General features: G+C 48.5%; 22 protein-coding genes. All 22 read left to right on the top strand.

Annotated features, from left to right (window positions below; all coding sequences use genetic code 11):
- Window positions 1-3 precede the first annotated feature (3 nt).
- The 22 genes from nuoI (at window position 4) to BLS15_RS24035 (ending at window position 24,974) form a co-directional block, all read left to right on the top strand.
- Window positions 4-456, top strand: coding sequence for an NADH-quinone oxidoreductase subunit NuoI (gene nuoI / locus BLS15_RS24145; RefSeq protein WP_090514169.1), 453 nt, complete (start codon window positions 4-6; stop codon window positions 454-456).
- On the top strand, window positions 449-976 hold the full coding sequence (locus BLS15_RS24140) for an NADH-quinone oxidoreductase subunit J (RefSeq protein WP_021258896.1): 528 nt from the start codon (window positions 449-451) through the stop codon (window positions 974-976). Before nuoI ends, BLS15_RS24140 begins: the two co-directional genes overlap by 8 nt.
- Window positions 973-1,284, top strand: coding sequence for an NADH-quinone oxidoreductase subunit NuoK (gene nuoK / locus BLS15_RS24135; protein WP_021257164.1), 312 nt, complete (start codon window positions 973-975; stop codon window positions 1,282-1,284). The genes BLS15_RS24140 and nuoK overlap by 4 nt, the downstream gene beginning before the upstream one ends.
- Window positions 1,285-1,304: 20 nt before the next feature.
- Complete coding sequence (gene nuoL, locus BLS15_RS24130; protein ID WP_072729069.1) at window positions 1,305-3,203, top strand: NADH-quinone oxidoreductase subunit L; 1,899 nt, start codon at window positions 1,305-1,307, stop codon at window positions 3,201-3,203.
- Window positions 3,204-4,814 carry a complex I subunit 4 family protein gene (locus tag BLS15_RS24125; protein WP_090514166.1) on the top strand — a complete coding sequence of 537 codons (1,611 nt, stop codon included), beginning with the start codon at window positions 3,204-3,206 and terminating at the stop codon, window positions 4,812-4,814.
- 4 nt (window positions 4,815-4,818) lie between these two features.
- A complete protein-coding gene (locus tag BLS15_RS24120; protein ID WP_090514164.1) occupies window positions 4,819-6,372 on the top strand; it encodes an NADH-quinone oxidoreductase subunit N in 1,554 nt (517 codons plus the stop codon).
- A 374-nt stretch (window positions 6,373-6,746) separates the two neighbouring features.
- Window positions 6,747-9,632, top strand: coding sequence for a S8 family serine peptidase (locus BLS15_RS24115; protein ID WP_090514161.1), 2,886 nt, complete (start codon window positions 6,747-6,749; stop codon window positions 9,630-9,632).
- 12 nt (window positions 9,633-9,644) lie between these two features.
- Window positions 9,645-9,905: a DUF1146 family protein gene (locus tag BLS15_RS24110; RefSeq protein ID WP_254659788.1), complete on the top strand. Its 261-nt coding sequence runs from the start codon at window positions 9,645-9,647 to the stop codon at window positions 9,903-9,905.
- Window positions 9,906-10,201: 296 nt separating this feature from the next.
- The gene (gene murA, locus BLS15_RS24105; RefSeq protein WP_021257158.1) at window positions 10,202-11,530 is read left to right on the top strand and encodes a UDP-N-acetylglucosamine 1-carboxyvinyltransferase; all 1,329 of its coding nucleotides are present in this window, start codon (window positions 10,202-10,204) and stop codon (window positions 11,528-11,530) included.
- 419 nt (window positions 11,531-11,949) lie between these two features.
- Window positions 11,950-13,131 carry a stage II sporulation protein D gene (spoIID, locus tag BLS15_RS24095; RefSeq protein WP_090514151.1) on the top strand — a complete coding sequence of 394 codons (1,182 nt, stop codon included), beginning with the start codon at window positions 11,950-11,952 and terminating at the stop codon, window positions 13,129-13,131.
- 209 nt (window positions 13,132-13,340) lie between these two features.
- Complete coding sequence (locus tag BLS15_RS24090; RefSeq protein ID WP_090514209.1) at window positions 13,341-14,090, top strand: M23 family metallopeptidase; 750 nt, start codon at window positions 13,341-13,343, stop codon at window positions 14,088-14,090.
- Window positions 14,091-14,439: 349 nt separating this feature from the next.
- On the top strand, window positions 14,440-14,727 hold the full coding sequence (gene spoIIID, locus BLS15_RS24085) for a sporulation transcriptional regulator SpoIIID (protein ID WP_021257153.1): 288 nt from the start codon (window positions 14,440-14,442) through the stop codon (window positions 14,725-14,727).
- Window positions 14,728-14,895: 168 nt separating this feature from the next.
- Entirely contained in the window at window positions 14,896-15,894 is a 999-nt protein-coding gene (locus BLS15_RS24080; protein WP_021257152.1) for a rod shape-determining protein, read from the top strand.
- 45 nt (window positions 15,895-15,939) lie between these two features.
- Entirely contained in the window at window positions 15,940-16,821 is an 882-nt protein-coding gene (locus tag BLS15_RS24075) for a flagellar hook-basal body protein (protein WP_021257151.1), read from the top strand.
- Window positions 16,822-16,844: 23 nt separating this feature from the next.
- Complete coding sequence (locus BLS15_RS24070; protein WP_090514148.1) at window positions 16,845-17,669, top strand: flagellar hook-basal body protein; 825 nt, start codon at window positions 16,845-16,847, stop codon at window positions 17,667-17,669.
- Between the two features lie 17 nt (window positions 17,670-17,686).
- A complete protein-coding gene (locus BLS15_RS24065; protein ID WP_021257149.1) occupies window positions 17,687-18,160 on the top strand; it encodes a DNA-directed RNA polymerase subunit beta in 474 nt (157 codons plus the stop codon).
- 182 nt (window positions 18,161-18,342) lie between these two features.
- Complete coding sequence (locus tag BLS15_RS24060; RefSeq protein WP_021257148.1) at window positions 18,343-18,876, top strand: CDP-alcohol phosphatidyltransferase family protein; 534 nt, start codon at window positions 18,343-18,345, stop codon at window positions 18,874-18,876.
- Between the two features lie 284 nt (window positions 18,877-19,160).
- Window positions 19,161-19,592, top strand: a complete 432-nt coding sequence (gene fabZ, locus BLS15_RS24055) for a 3-hydroxyacyl-ACP dehydratase FabZ (protein ID WP_021257147.1) — start codon at window positions 19,161-19,163, stop codon at window positions 19,590-19,592.
- A gap of 189 nt (window positions 19,593-19,781) precedes the next feature.
- Window positions 19,782-21,788, top strand: coding sequence for a DUF5693 family protein (locus tag BLS15_RS24050; RefSeq protein WP_021257146.1), 2,007 nt, complete (start codon window positions 19,782-19,784; stop codon window positions 21,786-21,788).
- Window positions 21,764-22,954, top strand: a complete 1,191-nt coding sequence (gene csaB / locus BLS15_RS24045; RefSeq protein WP_090514144.1) for a polysaccharide pyruvyl transferase CsaB — start codon at window positions 21,764-21,766, stop codon at window positions 22,952-22,954. The genes BLS15_RS24050 and csaB overlap by 25 nt, the downstream gene beginning before the upstream one ends.
- 13 nt (window positions 22,955-22,967) lie before the next feature.
- Window positions 22,968-23,726, top strand: a complete 759-nt coding sequence (locus BLS15_RS24040) for a WecB/TagA/CpsF family glycosyltransferase (protein WP_090514141.1) — start codon at window positions 22,968-22,970, stop codon at window positions 23,724-23,726.
- 114 nt (window positions 23,727-23,840) lie between these two features.
- Window positions 23,841-24,974, top strand: coding sequence for an MraY family glycosyltransferase (locus BLS15_RS24035; RefSeq protein WP_021257143.1), 1,134 nt, complete (start codon window positions 23,841-23,843; stop codon window positions 24,972-24,974).
- Window positions 24,975-25,193: the final 219 nt, after the last annotated feature.

The following is a 25,193-nucleotide window of genomic DNA, read 5'->3' as shown; positions in this document are numbered from 1 at the left end:
TCCGTGAAAGGACTGTTGAAGGGTCTAGGCGTTACATTCAAGGCGATGACGTCGAAGAAGGTCACCTACAAATACCCAGATGTTCCGCTTGAAATGCCTGACCGTTTTCGCGGCATACAGCATTTCGATCCGGATAAGTGCATCGTATGCAATCAATGTGCCCGCATCTGTCCAACGGAATGCATTACGTTGACAGGCAAACCGAATCCAGATCCAGAGAAGAAGGGCAAAGTGATCGACACGTACGATATTAACTTTGAGATTTGCATTTTGTGCGATCTTTGTACGGAAGTATGTCCGACCGAAGCGATTGTCATGACCAACAATTTTGAACTGGCGACATACAGTCGCGATGACTTGTTCAAAAATTTGAACTGGCTGAACGACAATAATGTCAATGTTCGTCAAGAGAACAACTCCGCCATGCCGAAGGGGGGCTCGAAGAAAAGTGTTTAACTTCTCTTTGGATTGGACGGGGGAGACGATTGTCTTCTTCGTGTTGGCCATCTGCATTATTTCCGGCGCGGTATTGATGCTTAACTTTACGAAGGTTGTACATATGGTCGTCTCTGTTGCCTTCTCCTTCCTAGGGTTGGCAGGGATGTACGTGCTGTTGGATGCTGAATTTGTTGCTTTTGTGCAGGTACTTGTTTATACAGGTGCGATATCGATACTGATGATTTTCGGAATTATGATGACCAAGCACGATAAGCAGGATGAGGCATTCGTCAAGCCGTGGAAGGAAGCGTTAGCCGCGATAGGCTGTATTGCCCTGTTTGGAGTGCTATTCTTCTCTATTCGCAGCTCTGAGTTTCCTGTACATCAAGACGCTGCATTGGTTCAGGATAATACGCTGAATATCGGGAAGCAACTGTTCACAGAGCATGTCATTCCGTTTGAGCTGCTGTCTGTTCTGTTGACGGTGGCCTTTATCGGAGCAATTGTGCTGGCTAAGAAGGAGGCGGATGAAGGATGAGTACGATGCTTGCTTCCTTTTTAACACTTGCTGCTATATTGTTCTGTATTGGTTTATATGGTGTATTAACAAAGCGCAATGCAGTTATTGTGCTGCTGTCCATTGAGTTGATGCTCAATGCGGCGAACTTGAACTTGATTGCCTTTTCGAAATACGGGGTCGTACCGAGCCTGAAGGGGCAAATTTTCTCTCTTTTTACAATTGCGATTGCAGCTGCAGAAGCGGCAATTGGTGTCGCCATCCTTATCGCGTTGTACCGGAATCGCGGAACGGCCAACGTGGACGAATTTGACGACTTGAAGAGATAATCGGTAGGGAGGATACGACAATGGAATCCGTCTTTTCGCAATTCGCATGGGCTATCCCGGTCATTCCGCTGCTCGCGTTCCTCATACTGACGGCATTTGGCCGCCAGATGAAAGGCGCAGCCGTTCTGCTCGGTGTCATCAGCTCTCTTGCTGCGTTCATTCTGTCTGCGCTCCTCTTGTGGGAGCGGGTGTCCGGAACGATGGAGGACTATACCCGGAGCTTTGATTGGATTCGCTTCGGTGACATCCGCCTGGAGTTCGGATTCGATGTGACGAACTTGAACGCGCTAATGCTCGTCATTGTCACGCTGGTCAGCTTACTAGTAAATGTATATTCCAAAGGCTACATGCATGGTGATGAGCGGCAAACGGTGTTCTACGCCTATATTGCGCTCTTTACCAGCTCGATGCTTGGACTTGTGCTGTCTCCAAACTTACTCCAGCTCTATATCTTTTGGGAGCTTGTAGGGGTATGCTCATTCCTTCTCGTTGGATTCTGGTATGAGCGTCCTGCAGCACGTGCTGCGGCTAAGAAGGCCTTCATCGTCACACGGATCGGAGACGTTGGTTTATTTATTGCACTGCTGCTTCTGTTCTGGTACATGCCGGGTCATGCGCTTGACTTCGGATCGATCAGCAATGTGTTCAGCAATGCAGATACACTGGCACAGAGCGGTATATCTGCCGGACTGACGACATGGATTGCATCTCTCATATTCGTAGGAGCGGTTGGCAAGTCGGGTCAATTCCCGCTGCATACCTGGCTCCCAGATGCCATGGAAGGGCCGACACCGATCTCAGCACTCATCCATGCGGCTACGATGGTTGCGGCAGGGGTATATCTCGTTGCACGCACGTTTGATATTTTCCACATGTCGCCTACGGCAATGACGATTGTCGCGAGTGTTGGAGGATTTACTGCGATCTTTGCCGCGACGATTGCAATCGCACAGCGCGATTTGAAGCGCATCCTTGCATACTCAACGGTTAGTCAGCTCGGCTACATGATGATGGCGCTTGGTCTTGGGGCTGTGACCGCAGGGGTGTTCCACCTGTTTACGCACGCCTTCTTTAAGGCGCTTCTGTTCCTCGGAGCGGGAAGCGTCATTCATGCTGTACATACACAAGATATATTCAAGATGGGCGGCGTTGGCCGCAATATGAAGGTTACAGCTTGGACATTCGGTATTGGCGCACTGGCACTGTCTGGTATTCCTCCTCTGTCCGGCTTCTGGTCTAAGGATGCGATTTTGACAGCGGCTTGGGATCAGAATAATTGGCTCTTATTTATTATTGGTGCAGTTGCTGCATTCTTTACCGCTTTTTATATGGCGCGTTTGTTCTTCCTCGTATTTACGGGGGATCCATCAGCAGACAGCGAGGCTTCCAAGGCGCATGAATCGCCATTGTCTATGACAGTGCCATTGATCGTGCTCAGTGTACTGGCTGTGGTTGCAGGATTCGTCAACACTCCGTTCGGGGGCAGCTTCGGCACCTGGCTCACAGGCGAAGAAGTAGGTGAGCACGCAAATATCATGGTGATGATTGTATCGGCGCTTATCGGTGTATTGGGTATTGGACTTGGATATGTCATGTACGGACCTGGTCGCAAGCGTCAAGATACGCTCGAACATACGGCGGCACCTGTCTATCGTCTGCTTGCCAACAAATATTATATTGATGAACTATATCAAATCGTATTTGTTCGTAGCCTATCGGGTATTGGGCAACTGCTGAAGGCAATCGATAAATGGGTAATAGATGGTCTGGTACGCTTGGTAGCATGGTTTACAGTCAGTGTTGGCCGAACATCGCTGCGTGTGCAGAACGGTCAACTGCAAACCTATGGCCTGGTATCCCTGTTTGGCTTTGTCGGATTGATTCTGCTCGTGCTGGCACTTGGAAGGAGGTTCTGGTAGATGCTGAATTTTCTTTCTTCGATGCCGCTGCTAACGCTGCTGACCTTCTCTCCGCTTCTTGGAGTCATTGTGCTTCTGTGCATTCCGCAGGGGCGTACACGTGCGATTCAGGTGACAGGCATTGTAACGACATTCGTGCCTCTTCTACTGGCGCTTATCATTTATGGCAATTACGATGCACTCGAGCAAGGCAAAACCATAGCAGAGCAATGGTCATGGATATCGATTCCGCTCAATTCAGAATTGATTGAAGGGCTAAGCTCATGGGCATTTACGATTCAATATCATTTGTCGATAGATTCCCTATCGTTGCCGCTCGTGGTAATGACCACGATCGTAGCTTCGATGGCGGCATTTGCTTCCTTGTATGTGAAGAAACGCTGGAAGTCGTATTTTATTCTTTTCCTGCTGCTTGAAGTTGGAATGCTGGGTGTCTTTATGGCACGTGATTTGTTCTTATTTTTCATGTTCTTCGAATGGACGCTGGTACCGACTTACTTCCTTATTGGTATCTGGGGCTATATGCATCGCGAGAAGGCTGCGAATCAATTTCTGCTGTACAATGGGCTCGGTTCTGCGCTTCTCTTAGTTGCCTTCATTGTACTTACGGTGACAGCAGGCTTTGCACCTAACCCGGACATGGCGGCGAATGGCCATTACGTATATACGGGCAATCTTGATGTCATTATGAAGAACATTAATGATGCGACTTCTTTTATATATCAAGAGCAGAGCGGAGTATATTTGTCTGACAGCATGCGGACGTTTGTCTTTTTCTTGCTCATTGTAGCCTTTGGTGTGAAGCTCCCGATCTTCCCATTCCACACATGGATGCTGCGCGTGCATGCTGAAGCTCCGGCACCTGTGGTGATGCTGCACTCAGGAATATTGCTGAAGATGGGTGCTTACGGTCTTATTCAGTTCGGAACAGCATTGCTTCCAAAGGAGACCGCATCTTGGGCAGTACTACTAGCAGTACTGGGTGTTATTAATGTGCTGTATGGGGCCATACTCGCCTTTGTGCAGACAGAATTTAGACTTATCTTAGCTTATTCTAGTATTAGTCATATGGGCTTCGTTCTGCTTGGTATCGCAGCGATGAATGACATTGGGCTTCAAGGTGCTGTTGTGCAGATGGTCTCGCATGGATTTATCTCTGCGTTGTTCTTCCTGCTGGTAGGCGCATTATTGGAGCGTACAGGAACAACAAAAATTGGCGAACTGGGTGGATTAGCGAAGGGCATGCCATTCTTGTGCGGCATCTTATTGCTGTCAGGCTTGGCATCGTTAGGCTTGCCAGGCTTGTCGGGATTCGTAGCAGAGCTTCTGTCCCTGCTTGGTCTGTTCGGAACGATGAAATGGGCAGCCATTCTTGCTGCACTTGGGATTATATTAAGCAGTGTCTATGTGCTTCGTGGGGTACTGGCAATCTCTTATGGGCCAAGAGACGATCGCTATGCAAGCTTGAAGGATGCCAGACTTGTCGAAGCTGTGCCGATCATGGTGCTGACGGCATGCATTATTTTAATCGGATTGTTCCCATCATTCGTTACGGCTCCGATTGATAATGGCGTCGAGCATGTCATTGAATTATTCAAGGTGAGGGGGTAGGCCCATGGAAGCGACTACAGTTAAACTGCTGCAATTGGGCGATCTCGCACTGCTGGCACCTGAGCTGACGCTTGTTATTGCAGCGATTGTGATCTCGCTCATTGATTTGGCGCTGCCCCGTCGTGTGAACCGGGATATTATCGGGGGGCTGTCCCTGCTGGGCGTTCTAATTTCGCTTGGCTTCGTCGTATGGAAGTTGTATCAACGAACATTACTTAACGAGGAAGCGGCTCGATCTATGCAGCTGCTCAATCAAAGCTATCGCGTTGATGATTTTGCCCTGCTGCTCAAAATTGTATTTCTTACCGGTACGGCACTCATACTGCTAATGAGTATCGGCAATATAAGAGATAAGGAGATTCCGCATCGCGGCGAATATTATTACTTGCTGCTTCCAGCTGCACTTGGCGCGATGATCATGGCTTCATCAGGAGATCTAATTACGCTTTATGTTGGTCTGGAATTGTTGAGCATTACTTCCTACATTCTCGTTGGGTTGAAGAAGAATGACCGGAAGTCATCAGAAGGTGCATTCAAATACGCGGTACTGGGAAGTGTAGCGTCTGCATTTATTTTATACGGGATGTCCTTTGTATACGGCATGACAGGAAGTACGCAGCTTGGTGCGATTGCAAGAGGCTTGGCGGATCAAGTTCATTCCTTCGAACCGCTCATCTATGTCAGCTTTTTACTCATGCTGGTGGGCTTCGGTTTTAAGGTTGCAGCAGCACCATTCCATGCCTGGTCACCTGATGTATATGCGGGTGCGCCAACACCTGTCGCTGCCTTCTTGGCAGTTGTATCCAAAGGTGCGAGCTTGGCAATTTTGTTCCGCATATTCTATAGTCTGTATTTTGGTCTGGGTGTCAATAGGGATATGCTCATCTATCACGACTTCGCAACGATTCTTCTCGTGCTAGCAGCGGTGTCTATGGTGATCGGGACAACAATGGCGCTCAAGCAGTCGAATGTCAAGCGGCTCCTAGCCTTGTCTGGTATTGCGAATGCAGGTTACCTGCTTGTGCCGATTGGGCTCGATATGTTGGATGGATCGTGGCATTCATCGAACTTCTCGGAGTTCCTATTCTACTTGTTGGCCTATTTATTTACGACGATCGGTGCGTTTGCCGTCCATACAGTTATGGAGCGCGCTGCAGGCCATGATGAAATGAAGGGTTATGCCGGCCTGTATTATCGTTCCCCATGGCTAGCTGTAGCGATGACCGTACTTGTGCTGTCACTTGCAGGAATCCCAGTTACAGCCGGATTCATGGGTAAGCTGTACATCATTTTTGGAGCAGCTGCCAGCCATGCGGTATGGCTCTCTGTGCTCATGATGGTAACAGGCGTAATCTCCTTCTACTTCTACTTCGGCTTCATACGCCAGATGTATATGCGTGCTGGCAATGAGGATGAAGTTCGTATATCGATTACTCAACGAGCAGTCATCGCCTTATGCGTATTGATTGTACTGCTGCTCGGTGTGTTCCCTGGCTTCGTCGTGAAGGTCATTCAACATGTGTTCTCTATTGGAGTAGATTTGCTGATCCGCATGTAATCGGAACACAGGTTAGTTGGTGCATGGAATGACGTACAGGCTAGTATGTGCTAGCGGAGAATCGAGGTCTCTCACGAGAGACCTCGATTCTTTTTTTGTAAATGTAGGACTCAGGACTCAAATTGATCAATACGAACAGGAAAGCATGTCTCCATGGCGAAACTTTATAACGTTTAACGTGTAAAGGTATATTGTGATTGAATGGATGGGAGAAACGTTAGTTGCTTGTCTTTACCATTCATTGACGTGAATAAAGAGCAAGGTAGAGGTCGGAAGAATTGGATTCGATGACGAATTTGGTCATCTTCTCGTGGAATCATGTTATAACACCCTCTAGCACAGGCCTTCGGAACAAGAATAGGAAGGGATTCATTATGAAACGATTGCCTCGCGTCGTCGTGACTGGCACCATCATTGTTTTATCAAGCATGCTGCTAATAGAAGCGTCAGGCATGCGCCAAGCGATCTCGCCGATATACGAGGTAAGGTTGGAGGAGGCGACGCAGCGAAGCTGGACGAATGAGCAGCTACCGCCATCTGCGAGTCTTGTCAGGGTTGAGAACCATGAGGAGGAAGCAACCTCAACCTCATGGATTATTAAGTGGAAACAAGGGGCACAGGATGACGTATTATTGCGTCGAAGTATAGTAGAATCAGAACAGGAATCAGTAGGAATTATGGTTGTTCGACCTAAGGAGGAAGAGAAGTCGGAAGATTGGCTTCGCGATGCCAAGCGCTCGGACGATATCGAATACATCCAGCCGAATCATACGGTTCGCACGCTGCAATCGGTGATAAAGCCGAATGATACTTTATACGGGCAGCAGCACTATTTGCAGCAAATCGGAATTGAAGCGGCGTGGACGAAGACAAGGAGCAATTTGTCTACTACAATTGCGCTGGTTGATACGGGGGTTGACTTTAACCATCCCGATTTGAAGCCGAATATCGTGAAGGGGGTTAACCTGCTAGATACAGGTATCCCACAAGATGATAACGGTCATGGTACTAGCGTTGCCGGCGTCATCGCAGCAGTAGGCAATAATAACAAGGGGACAACCGGAATTCTATGGTCAGCCAAGATCATGCCTATTAAGGCACTTGACGCTAGAGGCTATGGCGATGAGGATAAATTAGGTGCGGGCATTCTATACGCTGTCGATCACGGTGCCAAAATCGTTGTCATGTCGGTTGGACTGTACCGATATTCAAAGTACATGGAAGAGATTGTGAATTACGCCGAGCAGAAAGGCGTTCTACTCATTGCAGCTACTGGAAATGATGGCAAACGCTACGGAGAGAAAATCGCGGTCAAATATCCAGCTGCTTATCCTACGGTGCTCGCCATCGGTGGAAACACAAGACAGCAGCGGGTAGAGCCGCGTTCGAATACGGGGCCAGAAGTGGATCTCGTTGCACCGTGGCATGTATTTACTACAGCATTAGGTGGTGGCTATGCTGCTGAGGAAGGCACCTCGATGGCGGCTCCCCAAGTAGCTGGAGTGGCGGCATTGCTGTGGAGCCAATATCCTGAACTGAAGCCATATCAAATTCGTCAGCATTTACGGAAGACGGCGAAAGATATCGAAGCCCAAGGCTGGGACCAGCTTAGCGGATACGGGATGCTGCGTGCCGATCAAGCGCTCTTGAATCCGGTAGAGAAGGATCCATTTGGGACGAATACAACTCGTGATAAGGCAAGGGTGTTCCCGATTGACACTTCCTTAGCAGCAGAATTGAACGGGAAGAAGAAAAATAACTGGTTCGTCGTAGATGCACCCTACGATGGAACACTAGAGTTGAACGTGCAGCGAATTCAAGGAACTAGCAAAGTCGGAATCACACATTTCTTAGCAGATAGTCGTTCGGGTACCGCATATAGTCACCCTATTAGCAAGCCGCTCACCGTTCCAGTTAAAAAAGGGAAGAATGTGTTTCGATTCTATGCGGAAGAAGCTGGCGCAGCCATATCTTACAAACTGTCGTCACGCTTTCTCATTTATGAGGATCCGTTCGAACCGAATGACAAGCAGTTTCAAGCATATGCCCTGCCTGCACGGACGCAGGATATTGTAGGGACATTCAGTCATGCTTCCGACTTGGATTGGTATACGATTCAACTGCCGACCAAGGCGACACTTCGGTTGAAACTAGACACAGACACCGTGCGTATTGACCCTGCGATAGAGATTCGTGGTTCACAGATGGAAACGCGATGGGTGGATGAACAGAAGGAAGGCCAAGCTGAATCGGTAGTTCTGCCTGACTTGCCCGCGGGCAAGTATTATATATTGGTGCAGAATGCAGTAACAGCTCGTCCTGAAGCAGTGGCGGGAGAGTATAAGCTGCATATTGAATACCTGACTCAGTTCACGGATCCGAATGAGCCGAATGATAAAGTATACGAAGCGATAACAATGAGTGAAGGAACGGAATATAAAGGTGTCTTTCATGAGGATAATGATGTGGATTGGTTCCAATGGAAAGTGAAGGAGCAGGCATATGGGCACTTTCGGATAGGCAATGTGCCTTCGAATCGTGTGGTGACGATGTCCGTTCTGTCGAGAGAGCAGAAGGTGCTTGCTTCAGCACGCAACCGGTTGGGTGAATCCGCTGTAGAATTGGGCACTGAGCTGGAGCCGGGCACGTACTACGTTCGACTCACGACAAGCGATAAGTTCGATACACAGTTCTATTCCTTATCTGTGCAGGCAGATCCACTTGTGGCTGGGTTCCGAGACATAGGGGGGCATTGGGCTAAGGATTCAATCGTCCGAGCAGTCAAGTCAGGCTGGATTAACGGTTATCCTGAAGCGGAATTTGGCCCGGATCGGCCGATCACTCGTGCAGAGGCTGCGTCCATTCTCGCCAATGCGTTTAAGTTGAATGCGAAGGGAAAGCAGACAACTTCATTCAAGGATGTCACTTCGAAGCATTGGGCGTATTCTGCGGTATCACGAGTTGCCAATGCCGGTATTGCGGGGGGTGTTGGTGGCCAGCGCTTCGCGCCCAACCAGAAGGTGAAGCGTTCGCAGATGGCGGTAATGATCGGCAATGCACTTCATCTAAAGGCTGGAGCGATAAGCACGGGGCCGTTTGCGGATGTTCCTGCTGTCCATTGGGCAGCCCCTATGCTGGCTGAGATGAAGCGACAAGGGTACGTGCATGGTTATGAAGGCAATACGTTCGAGCCGGATCGCGATGCGACTCGGGCTGAGTTCGCAGCGATGCTCCTCGTTGCCTTGGATAGGAAATCGTAAGGAGGAGTCTAAGTGGGCGGAAATGAAACATGGACACAGGTCACCTCGTCTGTAGGCTGGAGTGGCGCGATTCAAATGATCATTACACTGATGTGCATTGCACTCGCGTGGTGGGCACTGCAAAATGTAAAGATCGATTTGTTCATTCGGCATCCGCAGGGCCCACAAGGCAAAATGGTTCATTTGATTTTAGCCATTTTGGTTGGCCGGGCAGTGGCACAGTTTTTTGTCGATTATTGGAGCTGGACACAATCACTGCGTTTTCTGTTTTGAAACCATCAATAATGGTTAAGAGGAATTGGACGGCGGTACACCGACGGGGTTAATACCGTAATTTCCTCTTGATTAAACCCCGTTCGGCAAGGGTTCAAGGACTTGTCGAATAACATCGAATGAAGATGTCAACACTGGATGATAGCCCCAAGGAAAATGTGGAAGGGTCTGTCGAAAAATATCGCTTGTCCATAGCTGTAAAGCAGTGGTATGATGTAATTTGGAAATCAAAAGAACGTACCATTTTTTACAGATATACGGATAATGGGGCGAAATAAAGCGCGGAGGGAAACATGATGAGTAAATTTATCGTCCGCGGAGGCAACCGATTGACGGGTACTGTGCGTGTTAGTGGCGCGAAGAACTCTGTACTTCCGATCATCGCTGCTTCGTTACTGGGAGAAAAAGGCGTTAGCGTAATTTGCGATGCACCTCCACTTGACGATGTGAAAACGATACACAATGTACTAGAAAAATTAGGTGCAAGCCTTACATATGCCGACGAAACCATTCGTGTGAATGCGGAGAACCTTCATTCTTTTGAAGCCCCATATGAGTTGGTACGTAAGATGCGAGCATCATTCCTCGTCATGGGCCCATTGTTGGCTCGCGCAGGACAGGCGCGTATTTCTCTGCCTGGTGGATGCGCTATTGGGAGTCGTCCGATTGATCAGCATTTGAAAGGCTTTGAAGCTATGGGTGCGGTTATCGGTCTTGGACAAGGATATATTGAAGCGAAAGTGAACGGCCGACTGAAGGGTACCAAGATTTACTTGGACTATGCGAGTGTCGGTGCGACGGAAAATATTATGATGGCCGCTACATTGGCCGAAGGTACAACAATTATTGAAAATGCTGCTCGTGAGCCGGAAATCGTCGACTTGGCGAACTATCTGAACAAGATGGGCGCAGTCGTTCGCGGTGCAGGAACAGGCGTTATCCGCATTGAAGGTGTGGATCATCTGCATGGTGCTGAGCATACGGTTATCCCTGACCGCGTCGAAGCAGGAACTTATATGGTTGCTGCAGCGATGACAGGCGGAGATGTGTATGTGGAAGGTGCGATTGCAGATCATCTTGGTCCTGTTATTGCTAAGATGGAAGAGATGGGCATTACGATTGATCCGGATGAGAATGGTATCCGCGTCCGTGCGGAACAGCCGTTGAAGGCTGTCGACGTAAAGACGCTTCCATACCCTGGATTCCCGACAGACATGCAGTCGCAAATGATGGCATTGCTGCTTGCAGCAGAAGGCACATCTGTAGTAACCGAAACGGTATTCGAAAACCGCTTCATGCATGTGGATGAATTCAACCTGATGAATGCAAACATCAAGGTTGAAGGCCGTACTTCTGTCGTAACAGGCCCGGCTAAGCTAAGAGGTGCTAAGGTAACGGCAACTGACTTGCGTGCTGGAGCTGCATTGATCTGTGCAGGGTTGATTGCGGAAGGCACAACAGAAGTCGGAGGCGTTCATCATATTGATCGTGGTTATGTGCACTTAGCAGAGAAGCTGTCATCGCTCGGAGCAGATATCTACCGCGTTAAGATGAATGAAGAGCCACAAGGCGTGAAAGAAGAGAAGGAAGAAGGGACTTTTCGAGCACAGCCAACTTGGGCGTAAGCCTATCGTGAGCTAAAGCTGGAGAAGGAGCTTCCACCCGGATCATATAGACAATTGCATCGATAGAAAAGGTGTACCGGCTAGATATAAAGCCGCCTCGTGAAGAGGCGGCTTTTTTGCGTGTATATGATTTTAGGTGCAGATGTTTTGAGTATGTGCTGTTTTGTATGAAGATTTCCTGGTACGTATACGATTTTTCGAATGTATTCGCATGTGTAGATGACGAGTTGCTGGTAGTTATCCGTATCGAACCTAGAAACCTTCTACACGTAATCAGGAAGGGATACGAGGGTATGTGGTTCTGTCTTCTCTTAAAAAAGCATAGGGTAGAGAAAGAGGAGGATTGATTCTGTTCTTTTCGTGAAATGCTAGATAAGAAAGTGAGAGGAATCGTTAAAATAGAAAGAGGAGTGAGACCAATGGCAACGCAACCGATGTTATCTGCGCAGGCGCGGCGGCTCGCACGCTGGCTGAAGCCGCGCCTGCGCCTTGGCGGCAGGGGCCGCTGGGGCCTGCGAAGACGCCCCCTGCCGCTGCTAGCGCGCACCGCCCTATGGGCTGGCGCGCTTATTGCGCTCGCGCTGCTCGTGCCGCTCCTGCTGGTGCAAGAGCACCAGCAGGGGGTAAGCACGAGCGCTCGTAGCGAGCGCGCGGCGCCGCAGGCGCCGAAGGTGTCGCCGCTGCCCAGCACAGCGGCGGCGCAGCCCACGGTGCGCGTGTATCTGAGCGGCACGCGCCAAGTTGAGAGCGTCACGCTGGAGCAGTACGTGCGCGGCGTCCTCGCAGCAGAGATGCCGAGCAGCTTCGAGCTCGAAGCGCTCAAGGCGCAGGCGATGGCCGCCCGCACGTACATTATGCGCCGCCTGCTGGCGCAGGATACAAGCGGCGCACCTGAGGGGGCCGACGTAACCGATACCGTCGCCCATCAAGCCTATAAGCCGCTCACAGAGATGGAGCGGCTGCCGAAGGAAGCGGCGGCGAAGCTGAGCCGCGCCGTAGAGGAAACAGAGGATCAGATCATTACGTATGAAGGCAAACCGATTATGGCTGCATTTTTCTCCACAAGTAATGGATATACCGAGAATGCCGAGGATTATTGGGGAAACCCGGTCGCTTACTTGAAAAGTGTGGCAAGCCCTTGGGATGAACGGGTAGCGCCGCGATTTGCGGAGAGCACTACATATAAGGTAGAGGCGCTTCTATCAGAACTAGGTGTATCCGCGCAAGCATTGAAGCTGCAATCCGGTGGCGGGACATCAAATAAGTCCGGATCCGCGCAAGCCATTCGGAATCAGCTCCGGATCTTATCCCGTACCCCCGGTAAGAGAGTTGGTCAAGTTCAAGTCGGTACAGAACAGTTCACAGGTCGCGAAATTCGAGAGAAGCTAGGGCTGCGATCGAGTGCATTCGATTGGAGCATGGTGGATGGAAAACTAGTCATTACTACGTACGGTTTCGGGCATGGTGTTGGCATGAGTCAGTACGGTGCGCAAGGAATGGCCAAAGAAGGGGCTACTGCCGAACAAATCGTAACGTACTATTATAAAGGTGTGAAGGTGGACAAAGCTTCGAAGTTAGCATCGGCTAAACTAAAAGGATAGTTCAGCAAGACGCAGATCAATTATGCAGAGAAGCAGGGAAAACCCTTGTTATATAAGGAGCTAGACTTCTTGCAGAAGCATTGGTAGCTTCATATCTTAAAAATTAGCATTTCTACGTATAAAAGTACTAGCCTCGGTAACAATGGTTACTGAGGTGATCACAAATGAGTGAACAAAACCAAAATCAAAACTCAAAAAACAAAACAACGATGAATACATCTACGACAAGCACAGCAAATCCGTCTGAAGCCTCCAAATCGATGCAAGGGGCTCAAGCGGTTCACACATCCTCATGGAGAAAGCTGTTGTCGAAGAAATGGGTATTCCCCGCTTTGTACATGGCCGCAGCAGCAATTATCCTAACTCTAGTCTGGGTCTATCAAGACTTGAATCACAAACCGCTCGACCCAAACAAGGATGCGACGCAAGCAGGGCAAACAATCAAGCAAGGCGAATCAACTGCAGGTACAACAGCTGGAACCAAAGAGGACGCAGTCGAAGTAGTTGCAACCAACGAAACACTCGGTTGGCCAGTGGCGAATTCTGGTGATGTAGATGTCGTCATGCCGTACTATGACGAGAAGGCTTCGAAGGAAGAGCAAGCGGCAGCAATGGTACAGTACAAGCAAACCTTTACTCCGAATGTAGGTATCGACTTGGCGCGCAAGGACAAGCAGGCATTTGATGTAGTAGCTGCAATGAGCGGTAAAGTAACACGTGCTGAACAGCATGCGACGAATGGATTTGTTGTCGAAGTGGATCATGGCAATGGCATGAAGACAGTATATCAGAGCTTGGCTGATGTGAAAGTGAAGCAAGGCGATGTTGTGAAGAAGGGCGACGCGCTAGCTACAGCAGGTCGCAGTGAATTGGAGAAGGAACTGGGCGTTCATGTTCACTTTGAGGTGTACAATGAGAATAAGCCAGTAAATCCGACAACGGTTCTGGTTAAAAACTAATTCAGTGAAACATGGTAACAACATCGGGCGAATGTCTTAGGGGCATTCGTCCGTTTTTTATTTTTAGGAGGAATAGCGGAATTGAAACGAACTTTTTCTAATATTTTTTTGTTCTCGCCACTCCAATGATGAATGATCGAATTCACGGATTACCAAGAAGCGGAATTCCGCTTGACTAAGCTTTTTTTCCTGTTTTAACTTTGCTTGGATTGCCTTGTTGTTCGACTTGTCCGATGAGAGCCTTGGCAAAAATATCGGCTAAGCCAAGCTTGTCAGGCTCGGTTACAACGCATAAGTGTGCGACCCACTCATATAATGTACCAATTAAACCGAGTAGGGAGGCGGGAACGTGCACGACTACATCAAAGAACGGACCATCAAAATCGGCCGCTGCATCGTCGAAACGAAGCATACGGTTCGTACTATCGCTAAAGAGTTCGGCGTGTCTAAAAGCACGGTGCACAAAGATTTGACCGAACGGCTACCTGAAATTAACCCCGATCTGGCTGATCAGGTGAAGCACATTCTCGAATACCATAAGTCCGTTCGTCACTTGCGTGGTGGAGAAGCAACGAAGATCAAATATAAGAAGACGACTTCAAAAAAACGTGAGGTGATGACGGCGGGTAAATCCTGAACCACCACCCCATTCCAATAACTTTTTAAAATGTGAGCTGCCCTCCAATCTGTCATTGAACGTAGCAGAGAAAGTATGATATGGTAAACGATGAGTAAATATTTTGCAGAAAACGGTCGTAATTTCTCGATTTAGACATGAAAAATGAATGTGGAGGCTCTCGAACTTATGCTTAGCAAGGATATTGGAATTGACTTGGGAACGGCAAACGTTCTCATCCATGTCAAGGGGAAGGGGGTCGTCTTGAACGAGCCTTCGGTTGTAGCAATCGAAAGCGATTCAAAGCGAGTCCTCGCCGTGGGTGAAGAAGCTCACAGAATGGTTGGTCGGACACCGGGCAATATCGTACCCATCCGCCCGCTTAGAGACGGAGTCATCGCTGACTTCGAAGTTACGGAAGCAATGTTGAAGCACTTTATTTCACGAGTCGGCGGTCGCAAATGGTACTCGCACCCACGCATCTTGATTTGCGCGCCGACAAATATTACTTCAGTAGAACAGAAGGCAATTCGCGAAGCGGCTGAGAAGAGCGGTGCCAAAGATGTTTTCCTGGAAGAAGAACCGAAGGCAGCGGCAATTGGCGCGGGTATGGATATCTTCCAACCGAGCGGCAACATGGTCGTTGACATCGGCGGCGGAACGACGGACGTGGCGGTATTGTCCATGGGAGACATCGTTACCGCCTCTTCTATTAAAATTGCTGGGGACAAGTTCGACAGCTCCATCATGAAATATATAAAATCCAAGTATAAGTTGCTAATCGGAGAGCGTACGTCTGAAGATATTAAGATTAACATCGGGACGGTGCGTGAAGGTGGACAACGGGAAATGGACATCCGCGGACGTGACATGGTTTCGGGCCTCCCATATACCGTAACGATCACATCCGATGAAGTTCGAGAAGCTTTGTGGGATCCAATTTCTTCGATTGTCGCTGCTGCGAAGTCGGTATTGGAACGGACACCGCCAGAATTGTCGGCGGATATTATCGATCGCGGCGTCATTTTGACAGGCGGCGGGGCGCTTCTTGATGGATTGGACGAGCTGATGGCTGATGAATTGAAGGTTCCTGTGCTTATTGCAGAGGATCCAATGCACTGCGTCGTCAAAGGTACCGGAATCATGCTGGATAATTTGGACAAGGTCGTTAAGAAATCATTCGTTTAATCCGATATACATTGTATATGCTTTGACAGATCGGGAGGAAACGACATGATTAGAGGTTTATATACAGCTGCCTCGGGCATGATGACCCAACAACGGCGGCATGATACGGTTACGAATAATATAACGAATATCAATACGCCCGGGTTCAAGTCAGTAACAGGGGCAGTGCGTTCATTTCCTGAGATGATGCTGTCCTTACAGGGCGGAGATCAAGGGGCAGGTCGTACCATTGGCCGCTTGAATACAGGGGTATTCGCGGAAGAGAGCCGTATGCTGTTCAGCCAAGGCGATCTGATGCAGACGAATCAATCAGGCGACTTTGCATTATTGACGGATTTGGGCGTCCCGGGCGTGGTCTTTGATGCTTCGGGCAAGGGACGGGATGCGCAAGGCAATATTGTTTATAAGCCGGAAGCATTCTTTACGGTTCGGGAAGGCAATGAGTTGCGTTTTACGCGTGATGGCCATTTTCGCTTGAATGCCCGCCATGAGCTGACGACGGCAGACGGAGCACTAGTGCTGAACCGGAATCAAGCTCCAATTGTATTGCCGGCGAATGTGTCGATAGATGATATCAAACTGGATGGGACAGGCCGGATGTATGATGCGCGAACGAACGCTGCGATTGGAGGGGCAGATCTGCTCATTTCCCGTATCGACAATCCGAATCAGCTTATTCGGACGGGGAATGGCCGCTTCCGACTGGACGCAACAGGGGCTGGTCAAGCAGCAGCAGTCGCGTGGACAGCTGGTGATCAACAGCAAATTCAGGTACAACAAGGTTATTTGGAGCGTTCTAATGTAGATCCTACGCAATCGATGACGGATATGATGACGGCATTCCGTGCCTATGAGGCGAATCAGAAAGTCGTTCAATTCTTTGATAAGACGCTGGAAAAGACGGTCAATGAGGTAGGGCGCGTCTAAGCGCTTAGAATAGGAGGAACGATATGAACCAGTCTATGATTTCTGCAGCCTCTTCGATGAATGGCATTCAGCGCAAGCTGGATATCGTCGCGGACAATATGGCGAACTTAAATACGAACGGTTATAAGCGGAAGTCAGCGACATTCGCTGATGTGCTTACGAATGTAAGACAGCATGATAAGGATTACCGCCTACCAGGAAGAGCGACCCCGATGGGATATACGCTTGGCTATGGATCTTATTTGACTGCATTAAGTCGAGACTTCACGCAAGGGGCATTGAAGCAAACAGGTGTGAGCACGGATTTTGCGTTGGAAGGCAACGCGCTATTCGAGCTCGAACTGGACAATGGTCAATCTGCTTGGATTCGAGAAGGTGCTTTTCATTACTCGATTGATCCGAATACGAAGGAAAAGGTGCTTGTGACGGCTCAAGGGGATAAGGTGCTGGACAAAGACGGCGCTGAGATCCGAATTGGACTGGATCAAGAGATACAGGTTAATGACAAGGGGCAAGTATTCGCGACGAAGAACGGCTTGACGGTTGTTCCGAATCCGATCGCTACGCTGAAGGTAGTAAAGCCGATCAGCCCAGAACTCCTTATTCAGACAGAGAACAACTATTACGTAATGGCCCCAAATACGAACCGCAATGCTATTGTGGAGGATCTTGATCTTACACAAAACCAAGCGGTTCACGTTCGGCAAGGCATGATTGAGCAATCGAATGTATCGCTGATCGACGAGATGAATGACTTGATTCAAGCGCAGCGAGCGTATCAGATGTCCGCTCGGGCCTTGACTTCCGGAGACGCGATGTGGGGGCTTGCGAATAACCTTCGCGCGTAAACGAAGCAGGTGAGATAATGAGTGACCAAGAAGGGAAAGACAAGAAGCTGCTCGATTATGAGTACGAGCCGCTGCAACAGGATATATCGTTAGCGCGTCTGCACCGCTCTCATTCCGGCTCGGAACCAGAGAATGTGGAGACGAAGACGGAGGCCGAATCCGACGTTCATGAGGAATTGCCGGTAGTGGGCAAGCCTGCTCAGCAGCCAGTATTCGAAGAGCGGCGCAAGCAGCGTCTGCGCAAGGGTAAGGATGCTGCTAAGCCAGCGTCTGAGGTGGAGCAGGAAGAACCTCAGCCACCTCAGCAGAAGCCGGTTCGTCGTTCGAAGGCAGGGAAGTGGATTTTTCGACTGGCCATTGTCCCACTGTTATGCGTGCTAGCCACATTCGGCGGAATGGTTGCCGGATTTGTCGTGTTAGGTAAGGGCTCTTTTACAGATGCACTGAATATAAATACATGGACACACTTGTTCCAACTTGTGTTCGGATAACGGAGTCCCCACTTTGTGGGGATTTTTTGCTTGTTTGGTGGCCGAAAGGACTTTGTCCGTCATCGCTCCCCCCTTGAGGGCTATAGGGAGCTATACGATTTGATAAAGTTTCATTTTTGTTTTCGGGCATGTATAATGAGTTGGAGGAACAATGAAAATGGGGGGAACTGGGGGTTTTGAGGTTGAATTTACCGAATATGTTGACGATGATTCGATTCGTTCTCATCCCCGTATATGTGGCTTTGTTCTTCATAGGTGAGCGGTACGCCGCATTCGGAGTTTGGTTGCTCGCTGGACTGACCGATATTCTGGACGGGTATATCGCGCGCAAACATAATTTAGTAACGAATATCGGCATGATGTTGGATCCATTGGCAGATAAGCTTATGATGTTGACCGTCATGTTTTCTTTGCTATGGTCTGGAGATATGCCATGGATGGCTGCTGTAGCGATGCTGATTCGAGATGCAGGGATGATTGCATGTTCCGCTTTATTTCATTTCAAGGGAAAGAAGACAGTGCCTGCGAATTGGATGGGGAAATTGACGACAGTCTTCTATTATATCGCGATCCTGTTCGTCTACTTCCAATGGACTTATGCAGTTGAGCTCTTATGGGTGGTTATCGTATTCTCATTCCTTACATCCTTTATGTATGCGCTCTTGTTTATTCGAATCAATCGCAAGGAAGAGGCAGAAGCTGAGCATCGGGTATGATGCAGGCATGTCTCTTGTGGACAACGAAGGAAATGTTTATTTTTACCTTGATGACGATTCGTCATTTGTTTTACCTTCAAGTTACTTGTCTTTACTTGTCTTGCTAAGACAGAATGACTTGCATGGAAGTTGCGCATTCTGATTCTAAGAAGAGAGCTCCCCGAACAGCCGAAGCTGCGGGAAGCCCCTTATCTCAACCTTCAGGCCTGCAGTCATGAAGGATGATCTTAGTATTGACGCATAGCTGTCGTCTTATACGACAGAGGAAGAGAGGAGATTGTATTATGTTGACAGTTGAGCAAATCCAGGAAATTATTCCACACCGGTACCCTTTTCTGCTCGTTGACCGTATTCTTGAAGTAGAAGAAGGCAAGCGTGCCGTCGGAATTAAGAATGTTACAATGAACGAGCCGCATTTTGCAGGTCACTTCCCTGGTTATCCGGTTATGCCGGGAGTTCTCATTGTTGAAGCGCTCGCACAGGTTGGTGCAGTAGCTATTTTGAAATTGGAGCAAAATCAAGGGAAACTTGCTTTCTTTGCTGGAATCGACAATTTCCGTTTTCGTGGACAAGTCGTACCTGGCGATACGCTTACACTTACAGTAGAGATTACACGATTGAAGGGGACGATCGGCAAGGGACAGGCTACAGCCAAGGTTGGCGATAAGGTCGTTGCTGAAGGTGAATTAATGTTCGCATTGTCGGATCGCGAGTAGAATACAGCATAGGTGGAATCATTTGCAATGAATGCAGAGAGTTCGGTTATTCTATGGATAACCGGAGCTGAACATTAGCTGTGTGCCATCGGTGTCGAATGGACTCGGAACTCATCGAATGATGCACAGTAGAAGCGTTGTGATATTCCACATGATGATGTATTCGGAATGGCTTAAGGAGGGAAACAAGTGTTTCAACAGGTAGAGAAATGGAACCGACAAATGAAAAAGTGGCTATGGCTTGTGGTCATTGTCGGACTGGTAGCTGCTATTCCTGTAGCAGTGCAGCGCGTACAGACAGAACAGTCGGCGAATAAGGTTGAAATTGTATTCAATTATCGAAATTTGGTCGATATGTCTGCGCTGATGCCCAAGCCAAATGAGTTTATTGATGAGCAGTTGGGACGCTTAAAAGATGCAGGCGTTCACACGATGGCGTTGTTCGAAAGCAATTTGTCGGATATGAAGTCCGCACGCAGATTGTTGATTTACAACTCTAGCGATGCAGCAACGCTGCAGAAGAAGCTTCCGCCTCAGAATGAAAATTATACATATCTTTTGTTCACGTCATCTGAGAACGAACAGAAGCTTTCTCCTATGATTGAGAAGACTTTCCTTCGTTTGGGTGTAGAGGTTCGTACGTGGCAGTATGAAGGCCACAATGGATTGATCTTGGAAACTCCGGTTGAATCCGCAGTAATGAAGTCAATGCCACAGGATCCAATCACAATTCAGATGCTTGTGGATAAAGGATATACAATTATGCCGCGTTTGTCCGATAGCTCGGAATATGATCAAGAGCAAATGGATGAGCTGCTGCAATACTACAATTCATTGGGCGTAACGCGTATTCTCTTTGATGGCGATGCAGTTAAAGGTTTTAATGATGATGCAGAGAAAAAAAGTTTGACAGGCTTTGCTGATTTATTAAATAAGCACAACATCGGTATTGCTGCCATTGAAGGCTTGAAGAAGCCGCAGCAGGGGATGAACAAGCTTGCTTATTTGACGAAATATAATGTAGTTCGACTTCATTCGATTAACGATCAGGAGTCATTCAATGAAATCGATGTATTAGCTGATCGCTTCTCGCTTGCTACGAAGGATCGCAATATTCGGATGATTTATTTGAACGCAGGTGTGAAAAAAGATATGAAGAAGTCTGAGATTGTGACTTCCATTGATAATCTGATTCACACTCTGAAAGAGCCTGGAGATGCAATTGCATCGATTGAGAAAAACGGATTTACAATGGGTACAGCTGAACCATTTACGGTATTTGACGCTTCATGGCAGAAAATTGCGAAGATTATCGTAGTTATTGGCGGCGTAGCATTAATCGCGCTGATGCTTTCTTATTTTGTGCCGGCTGTGATGCTTCCTGCCTTCGTTCTGGGCTTGATTGGAAGCGCAGGAATGTACGTATTGAAGCCAGCCTTCTTCGAGCAAGTGCTTGCCCTTGGGGTGGCGATAAGTGCGCCAACAATTGCGATGGTGCTCGCTGTTCGAAGAGTGGACATGAGTCCTCCGGTTACAAGCTTCAAGGCTCGCTTTGGCAAATCGGTTGGATTGTTCTTGCGCACGACGGTGTTGTCGCTGATGGCTATTCCGTTCGTGATTGCATTGCTTAACAACATTACGTACAGCCTTGTAATAACTCAATTCCGTGGAGTCAGTCTGCTGCACTTTCTGCCGATTGGCCTTACCGCATTGTATATCTTCCTCTACCGTGGAGATTCTGTTGTGAAGGAAGCCAATCGTTGGCTTAAGATGCCGGTTACGGTATTGATGGTCGTGGCTGCTGGCATCGCGGGCGTAGTTGGAATGTACTACCTATCGCGTACGGGGAACGCTGGAAACGTATCTTCCTTGGAGAAATCATTCCGTTCCTTGCTTGAGAATACGTTGGGTGTTCGTCCGCGAAATAAAGAGTTCTTGATGGCGCACCCGTTGTTCTTGATTGCGGCATTTGCAGCATACCGTTATCGGATAGCTCTGTATGCGTTCATCATCGCTGTTATTGGCCAGTTGTCTATGGTTGATACGTTCGCTCATATCCATACGCCGATCATCATGTCGACAATTCGCACACTCCTTGGTCTTGGCCTTGGACTGGTTATCGGAATTATTGGCATTTTCGTATGGACTATCATTGAAAGGTGTTGGGATGCATGGCGTCCAAAGCTACAAGAATAGTACTATCCGGATATTACGGATTCAATAATAGTGGTGACGAGGCGGTTCTGTTGTCGATACTGACCGCCTTGGAACGTGCTGGCGAAGAAGCTGGCATGGCAATCGAGCCTGTCGTATTGTCTGGTGATCCAGAGACAACGACTCGGTTGTATGGGGTAGAAGCTGTGCATCGAATGAAGCCCGGAGCCTTGCTGGGTGCGATTCGCAGCAGCGATGGGTTGATTAGCGGCGGCGGAAGCTTGCTGCAGGATGCGACCAGTTCGAAGACGATTCCTTATTACTTAGGTGTGCTGAAACTGGCACAGTGGTTCCGTAAGCCGACGTTCATTTATTCGCAAGGAGTTGGTCCGGTAAACAGCCAGTCTTTCTATCCGTACATTCGTCACGTATTTAACCGAGCTGCTTATGTGTCTGTACGTGATCGGGAGTCTGCAGAGCTCTTGATGCGAATGGGAGTAGGGCAAGATGCGATCCATGTTGTACCTGATCCAGTAATGGCTCTTCGGTTGCCGTCATCTAAGCCTGGGCAGCCCGCACTCGATTATGGGACAGGGTTCGATGCGGCAGGCCGCCCCTATGTTGGGGTTTCCCTTCGATTCTGGAATCAAGATCGATCCGATATGGATGCGATCGCTGATATGCTGCTTCAGCTTAGTCGGATGCGGAAAGTCCATTTGCGGTTTTTGCCGTTCCATGGAGCAAGTGATGAAGAGGCATCCCGTTATGTCATGAAGAAGCTTGAGTGTGAGGTTTCCGAAGTAGATGGATTGTGCGGCGACCCATCAGCTGCTGCTTCTGAAGCTGGCACAGTGATGAGCTTATGCGCTCCGCTTGAGCATCCTCAGTCCATGCTGCAGGAAGTAAGTCAATGCCGGGTATTAGTCGGAATGCGATTGCATTCTCTCATTTATGCGGCCTCCCAAGAGGTGCCGCTTGCTGGTATCTCTTATGATCCGAAGATCGACCAATTCCTGCATCGACTGCAGGAAGAGACGATTGGCACAACAGTCAAGCTAGATGCTGCTCGTGCTGCATCTCATATGTGCTGCTTGCTCGATGATGTAGATGGCTGGCGCGAGAAACATCAAAAAGCAATAACTTTATTGAAGCAAGAAGCAGAACAGCCAGCGCAACAAATTGTGCAATGGCTGCGTCATAAGGCGTAAGGTGGTTTGTGATATGTTAGAAATGAAGGATGTACCTAAGGTTCCGATTTACGGCATTCCCTTTTCCAAGTTGAATATGGAAGATACCGTAAAGCTTCTTGTTGATCATATTGACGCTGGGCGCTCCATTCAGGTGATTACAGCGAATCCCATCATGGTGATGGCCGCCTTGGAGAATGATAAGAATATGGCCGTCATGAAGCAGGCGGACTTGGTTGTTCCAGATGGAACAGGCATTGTCTGGGCAGCTAATAAGTTCGGTGATCCTGTCGTTGAACGAGTAACGGGCTTCGATCTGCTGCATGAGCTGCTGAAGATGGGTGAACCGCGCAAGTGGAAGGTGTATCTCTTGGGTGCAGCTCCAGAGGTGGTTCAAGCGGCAGCAGAACGGTTACAAGAACAGTATCCGTCCATCTCCATTGTCGGATACCGAGATGGCTTTTTCAAAAGTGATGAAGATGAAGAGGTTATTGCACAAGTTCGTGCGGCGAATCCTGACTTATTGTTCGTTGCTCGCGGAGCCGACACACAAGATCCTTGGATTGCAAAATATCGCCAACAGCTGCAAGTTCCCTTTATGATGGGTGTTGGGGGCAGCTTTGATGTTATTTCAGGCAAGGCCAAGCGGGCACCAATGTGGGTACAGAAGCTGCGTATTGAATGGCTGTATCGCTTAGTCAAGGAACCGAAACGCTTCATGCGAATGATGGCATTGCCTAAATTTGCTTGGAAAGTGATGCGGGATAAAGATAAGCCCACAAAAGTGCAGTAAAATGACGCTTAATCTTTCATTTTCGTAAGTTTTCACATGAATCCGGCATTGGTGTTTCCATTTTGAACGGAGTATAATTCGATCCGGTAACATAAATGGGGGTTGAAACTACCGATGATGACCGTATACGCAATTGGTGGCTGCCTGGCAGCTCTGCTGCTTGCCACAGGATTAACGCCTTTAGTGAAGAAGTTCGCGATCAAAGTAGGTGCGGTTGACGTACCGAATGCGCGGAAAGTGCATACGCGCATCATGCCCCGCATGGGTGGTTTGGCTATTTTTGCGGCGTTCGTACTGACGCTGCTTGGACTTATGTTATTTATCCCTGATACACTGCTTGGTTCATCGCGAGATGCGAATCTTGTGAAGGCACTGCTTGCCGGAGGCTCCATCATTATACTGATTGGTGCACTGGATGATCGTGTTGAGCTGTCCGCGAAAGCGAAACTGCTCGGTCAGATTGTAGCTGCGTGTGTCGTGGTATTCGGATTTGATTTAACTGTAGACTTTGTAAATGTGCCGTTTGGCGATAAATATTTATTTATTGAAACATGGGTTGCAATTCCGCTTACGATCTTCTGGATCGTTGGTGTGACGAATGCAATTAATTTGATTGATGGCTTGGACGGACTGGCTGCTGGTGTTTCCGCTATTGCCATTGCTACCATCCTCGTCATGGCGATCTTTATGGGCAATCCGGTAATCATCTTGCTCTGTGCGATCTTGCTTGGAAGTATTATTGGATTCCTTTTCTTTAACTTCCACCCAGCTAAGATCTTTATGGGGGATTCCGGTTCCTTGTTCTTAGGCTTCAGCTTGGCTGTCTTGTCCATGCTGGGCTTCAAGCAGATTGCAATCATGTCGTTCATTACACCATTGCTTATTATTGGTGTGCCGCTGTCCGATACATTCTTCGCGATTGTACGCCGCTGGCTGCAGAAGAAGCCGATCTTCGCACCAGACAAAGGTCACTTGCACCATTGCCTGCGCGAACTGGGCTTCAGCCATCGCAAGACAGTGCTCATCATTTACGGGATTGCTACATTCTTCGGATTGCTGGCGGTTATCCAATCCGTAGCCGCATCGCATGATGCGAACTGGGTAACGCTCGTTGTCATCTGTGTGTTGCTCGTATCGCTCCAGCTTGGGGCTGAAGTGATTGGTATCGTAAGTAAGACAAGAAAGCCGATGCTGAACATCCTGCACCGCTTGCGCATGAAGGTACACGCTGAATCACGTTCGAAATAACGATAGCCACAAGTCTTTTATGGGGACTTTGATGAAGTAAGAACGCAATTATAATGTATGTTGTAAATAGAACCTTTGCTCTTGAGTGGATCAGGCTTGTCCTGAACTACTCGAGGCAAAGGTTTTTTTATACTCGACTATAGTGTCTAATATGCATTTCAATATGATATGTACTTCTATGTCGCGCTGCTGGTTCTATATCGACCATTAGAATCCTTC

The organism is Paenibacillus sp. cl6col, assembly GCF_900102125.1.
GTDB classification, from domain to species: domain Bacteria; phylum Bacillota; class Bacilli; order Paenibacillales; family Paenibacillaceae; genus Paenibacillus_B; species Paenibacillus_B suaedae.
The sequence above is the reverse complement of the archived record's forward strand: the minus strand, read 5'-3'. Positions and strand labels throughout refer to the sequence as shown.

What these genes read in the sequence shown, in the direction of transcription:
- nuoK (WP_021257164.1), top strand. Translation starts at nt 973, where the DNA reads ATGAGTACGATGCTTGCTTCCTTTTTAACACTTGCTGCTATATTGTTC.
- nuoL (WP_072729069.1), top strand. Translation starts at nt 1,305, where the DNA reads ATGGAATCCGTCTTTTCGCAATTCGCATGGGCTATCCCGGTCATTCCG.
- BLS15_RS24125 (WP_090514166.1), top strand. Translation starts at nt 3,204, where the DNA reads ATGCTGAATTTTCTTTCTTCGATGCCGCTGCTAACGCTGCTGACCTTC.
- BLS15_RS24120 (WP_090514164.1), top strand. Translation starts at nt 4,819, where the DNA reads ATGGAAGCGACTACAGTTAAACTGCTGCAATTGGGCGATCTCGCACTG.
- BLS15_RS24115 (WP_090514161.1), top strand. Translation starts at nt 6,747, where the DNA reads ATGAAACGATTGCCTCGCGTCGTCGTGACTGGCACCATCATTGTTTTA.
- murA (WP_021257158.1), top strand. Translation starts at nt 10,202, where the DNA reads ATGAGTAAATTTATCGTCCGCGGAGGCAACCGATTGACGGGTACTGTG.
- spoIID (WP_090514151.1), top strand. Translation starts at nt 11,950, where the DNA reads ATGGCAACGCAACCGATGTTATCTGCGCAGGCGCGGCGGCTCGCACGC.
- BLS15_RS24090 (WP_090514209.1), top strand. Translation starts at nt 13,341, where the DNA reads ATGAATACATCTACGACAAGCACAGCAAATCCGTCTGAAGCCTCCAAA.
- BLS15_RS24080 (WP_021257152.1), top strand. Translation starts at nt 14,896, where the DNA reads ATGCTTAGCAAGGATATTGGAATTGACTTGGGAACGGCAAACGTTCTC.
- BLS15_RS24075 (WP_021257151.1), top strand. Translation starts at nt 15,940, where the DNA reads ATGATTAGAGGTTTATATACAGCTGCCTCGGGCATGATGACCCAACAA.
- BLS15_RS24070 (WP_090514148.1), top strand. Translation starts at nt 16,845, where the DNA reads ATGAACCAGTCTATGATTTCTGCAGCCTCTTCGATGAATGGCATTCAG.
- BLS15_RS24065 (WP_021257149.1), top strand. Translation starts at nt 17,687, where the DNA reads ATGAGTGACCAAGAAGGGAAAGACAAGAAGCTGCTCGATTATGAGTAC.
- fabZ (WP_021257147.1), top strand. Translation starts at nt 19,161, where the DNA reads ATGTTGACAGTTGAGCAAATCCAGGAAATTATTCCACACCGGTACCCT.
- csaB (WP_090514144.1), top strand. Translation starts at nt 21,764, where the DNA reads ATGGCGTCCAAAGCTACAAGAATAGTACTATCCGGATATTACGGATTC.
- BLS15_RS24040 (WP_090514141.1), top strand. Translation starts at nt 22,968, where the DNA reads ATGTTAGAAATGAAGGATGTACCTAAGGTTCCGATTTACGGCATTCCC.
- BLS15_RS24035 (WP_021257143.1), top strand. Translation starts at nt 23,841, where the DNA reads ATGATGACCGTATACGCAATTGGTGGCTGCCTGGCAGCTCTGCTGCTT.